The organism is Halogeometricum sp. CBA1124 (genome assembly GCF_009741955.1).
In the GTDB taxonomy this organism is placed as follows: Archaea; Halobacteriota; Halobacteria; order Halobacteriales; family Haloferacaceae; genus Halogeometricum; species Halogeometricum rufum.
Genome location: NZ_WPCD01000275.1, coordinates 1 through 3812, shown reverse-complemented (window position 1 = coordinate 3812; position 3812 = coordinate 1). Strand labels below are relative to the sequence as shown.

Genomic DNA, 3812 nt, shown 5'->3' with positions numbered 1-3812 from the left:
GCCCGTCGCCGCCGTCCCGAGCAGGCACCACCGCGCGACGGTCCACCCGTGCGTCCGCCCCCACCTGCTCACCGCGAGGGACGACGCCGAACAGGCTGAGGCTCAGGCCGACGACGAGAAACGGCAGTTTCCCGACGAGGAACGGCGCGGACGTCCCGCCGGCCGTCGACGCGGCCGTCGCCGACCGCGTGAGCAAGAACCCGACCCCGGCGACGACGAGGCCGCCGGACGCGACGGCCCCCCGACTTCCCCCTGACATATCAATAATAGAGACTCACACGTGGTGGGATATGAATCCCCACGGTGTGTGCTGCGGACCCGCACGACCGGCCGACGACCGTCGGTCGGCCAATTTAAGAGCGGCCACGGCCGACAGTCGGCCATGTCCTCGAACCGAAAGGGCGACCGCAGGGAACGCGAACTCGTCAACAGACTCGACGAAGCCGGGTTCGCGGTCATGCGCGCCCCGGCGTCCGGAAGCGCGACGGAACGCGAACTACCGGACGTCCTCGCGGGCAACGGCGACGTGTTCTACGCCATCGAGGCGAAGGCGAGTTCCGGGCAACCAATCTACCTCCAGGGCGAGGAGGTGGAGGCCCTCATCTACTTCGCGCAGAACTTCGGCGCGAAGTCCCGCATCGCGGTCCGGTTCGACCGGGAGGACTGGTACTTCTTCCACCCCGGCGACCTGTACGTGACCGACGGCGGCAACTACCGCGTGAAGAAGGAGACGGCGCTGGCAGAGGGGGAACCGTTCGACTCGTTCGTCGGCGGCCCGTCGCAGAGTCGACTGACCGACGTCGAGGAGGCGTAGCGTCCCCTGCCGGCCGTTCGCGGCCGCTCCGCCGTTCCTGTCGACCCGTAGTTATTTCCGCCGCTCACGCGTCGGTTCTGCCGTATGGTACACTGCCCTGACTGCGGGTCCTCCCTCGACGCGATAGACGACGTGACGTTCGAGGACGTCGATTCGAGTATCGGGTTCGTCAGAGCCGCCAAGCGCTTCTACAACGTCAGTTGCGCCGAGTGCGGCGTGACGCTCGGAAGCGGCGTCGCCGGCGCCAGAGGCAACGGCGGCGCGGCGGACGCCGGGGGTGCCTGAGATGGTCCACTGCCCGGAGTGCGACGCGACGCTGGCAGAACAGTCCGACGTGGAGTTCGTCGACCTGGGCGCCGAGACGGGCTTCTTCAAGGCGTCCAAGCGGTTCTACATAGTCGGCTGCGGTGAGTGCGGTGCCGCCATCGGAAGCGGCGTCGCCGGCGCGCGGTAACAGAGAACCGGCCGACCGCGTCGCCTCCGAACCCCTTCGTTTCCACTGTACGATGACGCGCGTCTGACGCGCCGATGCACTCGCCGCTCAGACGAGCGACGCCTGCATCGTCTCCGAGCGTTCCGACTCCGTCGCGCCGCGGACCGTCTCGCCGTCGGCGAACGCCGACTCGACCGGTCGGAGGCGCGAGGCCGGGAAGCGGTAGCGCTTCCGCCCCGAGAGGTCGGCGACGCCGCCCGAGAGCGGCACGGAGTCGACGTAGACTGCCTCGAACACCGGTTCGTGGCGGCCGTAGTTCGCGTTCGTCTCGTAGTCGGCGACGACGGTGCCGTCCGCCGTCACCGACTCGTCGGCGCGTTCGCCCGTCGCGCGGACGACGACGAGAGCACTCGACTGACTCGGCGGCCCGTTCGGCGCACCGACGACGCGGCCGTACGCACCGCGCCCCGGCGACGGAGAGCAAGAATCAGGTGCGCTCGCGGCGGACGAGAACGCATGAGTTGGCAGGAAGTCCGCGCGGACGACCGAGTCACGGAGTGGGAGCGAAGCGACGGCGTCGTGACCGTCCGACTCCGGCGCAGTCCGGACGACACCTGGACGGTCCGATTAGACCGTCTCCACCAGTCGCCCGAGGGGCGCGGCTACCGGCGGGAGCGGTTCGACACCGAAGCCGACGCGCGAGACGCCGTCGCCGCGTGGCAGGACGAGTACGACGTCGACGGCTGACGGACGCGCCGCGCCGCCGATGACCGCCGTTCAGTCCTGTTGCAGTCGCTTCGTCGTCTCCACCAGCGGGTGTCGGGCGTAGTCCACCACGTCGATGTCCGCGATGGACTCCAACCCCTCCTTCTCGGCGGTTCGCTGCATCCCGAGTTCGATGGGGTCGTCGACGACGATGATGTAGGCGTCCATCTCCTCGATACCGAGTCGGTCGGCGGCCATCACCCGGTGGTGGCCGTCGGCGAGGAGGAGGGTGCCCTCGTTGTCGATGACGACGAGCGGTTCCGCCAGCCCGCGTTCGAGTTCGTACTGTCGGCCCTCGAGTTCGTCGGCGTAGACGCGCGCCTGCGTCGGGATGAGGTCGCTCAACTCGACGGCGTCGCGCTCCTGGTGGACCGTGATGCCGTGAATCTGTTCGAGCGTCCGCATCAGTTTCCCCACCTTCTCCGGCGTCGCCCGCTCTATCTGCGAGCGGATGACGTCGGTGTTGGAGATGATGCCGACGAGGTTGCCCGCGTCGTCCACGACGGGGAGTTTCTGGATGCCCGACCGGAGGATGACGCGCGCGGCTTCGTTCACCCCCATGTCGGGGTGGGCGACGATGATGTCCTCGGACATGACGGTGAAGATGAGCGCTTCGTCGTCCGCCAGGAGGAGGTCACGAGCGGTCACGAACCCCTCGACCTTCCGACCCTCACACACCGGAAAGCCGTTGTGTCCGTCGCTCTCGACGATGCGTTTCGCCACGTCTGCGACGGAGTCCGTGGGAGACACCGTCTGTACTTCTCTCGTCATGTAGTCTTCGACGGCAGCCTTCCCGCTCATCGTCGTCCGTACGGCGGGTGGCGGCAAAAGGGTGACCCCCGCCGCTCACCACTCGTCCATCGGGAATTCGAACGCGAGGTCGGTCCCGCCCTCGTCCACGTCGAGCGTTCGCGTGGCGTCTTCGAGCGTCTCGAACACGCGCCCGGAGATGACGTCCGTGACGACGCGGGACAGCGACTCGCGGGAGTCCTCGCCCACGTCCGCGAGGATGCCGAGCGGAATCTGCGCGCCCGCCATGTCCGCGTGGCCGCCCGCGCTCCCGATGGGGCCGAGGGCGTCGCGGAGCGTCTCGCCGAGGTCCACGTCCGTCCCGCGCGCCCGTCCGGAGACGTAGACGGTGCCGTCCTTGAAGCCGTAGACGACGACCAGACGGATGCCGTCCATGTCGAGCAGGCGGTCGGACGCCTGCGCGAGGGCGTCCCGGTCCCGAATCTCGCCGACGTTCGTCGCCAACGCGTCGCCGCGCACGTCGCGGTTCTGGATGCGCGCGCCAGCGTCTCCAGCACCTCCGGACTCATGCTCGGCGACTCCACTCGCTGGAGCGTCGAGAGGTCGGCGTGCGGCACCAGCCAGGCCGCCGCCTCGAAGTCCGACGCCGACACCTCGCGGGTGAAGTCGCGCGTGTCGATGCGGATGCCGAACAGGAGCGCCGTCGCCACCGTCGCGCCCGGTTCGACGTCGAGGCGGCGCAGGTAGTCGGTCATCAGCGTACTCGTCGCGCGATTTCCCGCCGGAGGTCGAGAAACCGGGCCTCCACGGCGCCCGCGGCGGGTGGTGGTCCACCACGATGTCCACCGCGGTGTCCGCCGGCAGGCCGTCGTTCACGCCCGGGCGGGAGTGGTCCACGAGGGCGACGCCGTCGTAGCCGTCGATGTTCCCTCCCCGTTCGAGGTTCACCAGGTCGATGTCGAGCAGGTTCACCAGCGCACGGTTCTCCTGGTGGGAGATGTCGCCGTAGTAGCACGGGTCGCGTCGACGCCGACGCTCTCTGCGATTCGG

The 3812-nt window shown here is 68.9% G+C and carries 6 protein-coding genes and 2 pseudogenes; 4 read left to right on the top strand and 4 right to left on the bottom strand.

Annotation, left to right across the window (positions count from 1 at the left end; genetic code table 11):
• Window positions 1-259: pseudogene (locus GJ632_RS20220) on the bottom strand (hypothetical protein); the annotation flags it as partial.
• A gap of 123 nt (window positions 260-382) precedes the next feature.
• Between GJ632_RS20220 and hjc the strand changes: the two are divergent.
• From hjc to GJ632_RS22545, 3 genes are all read left to right on the top strand, one after another.
• Window positions 383-814: a Holliday junction resolvase Hjc gene (hjc, locus tag GJ632_RS20215; protein WP_089803974.1), complete on the top strand. Its 432-nt coding sequence runs from the start codon at window positions 383-385 to the stop codon at window positions 812-814.
• Between the two features lie 84 nt (window positions 815-898).
• Window positions 899-1099, top strand: coding sequence for a hypothetical protein (locus tag GJ632_RS20210; RefSeq protein ID WP_089803975.1), 201 nt, complete (start codon window positions 899-901; stop codon window positions 1097-1099).
• 1 nt (window position 1100) lies between these two features.
• Complete coding sequence (locus tag GJ632_RS22545; protein WP_177232501.1) at window positions 1101-1268, top strand: hypothetical protein; 168 nt, start codon at window positions 1101-1103, stop codon at window positions 1266-1268.
• An 87-nt stretch (window positions 1269-1355) separates the two neighbouring features.
• Here the strand turns inward: GJ632_RS22545 and GJ632_RS20205 are convergent, their stop codons facing one another.
• Window positions 1356-1610 carry a hypothetical protein gene (locus GJ632_RS20205; protein WP_394351842.1) on the bottom strand — a complete coding sequence of 85 codons (255 nt, stop codon included), beginning with the start codon at window positions 1608-1610 and terminating at the stop codon, window positions 1356-1358.
• A 153-nt stretch (window positions 1611-1763) separates the two neighbouring features.
• On the opposite strand from GJ632_RS20205, the gene GJ632_RS20200 reads away from it, so the two are divergent.
• Window positions 1764-1994, top strand: coding sequence for a hypothetical protein (locus GJ632_RS20200; RefSeq protein ID WP_089805954.1), 231 nt, complete (start codon window positions 1764-1766; stop codon window positions 1992-1994).
• A gap of 30 nt (window positions 1995-2024) precedes the next feature.
• Here the strand turns inward: GJ632_RS20200 and GJ632_RS20195 are convergent, their stop codons facing one another.
• Both GJ632_RS20195 and GJ632_RS20190 read right to left on the bottom strand, forming a co-directional pair.
• Window positions 2025-2813 carry a CBS domain-containing protein gene (locus GJ632_RS20195; RefSeq protein WP_191453864.1) on the bottom strand — a complete coding sequence of 263 codons (789 nt, stop codon included), beginning with the start codon at window positions 2811-2813 and terminating at the stop codon, window positions 2025-2027.
• Between the two features lie 45 nt (window positions 2814-2858).
• A pseudogene (locus tag GJ632_RS20190) lies at window positions 2859-3812 on the bottom strand (bifunctional oligoribonuclease/PAP phosphatase NrnA); the annotation flags it as partial.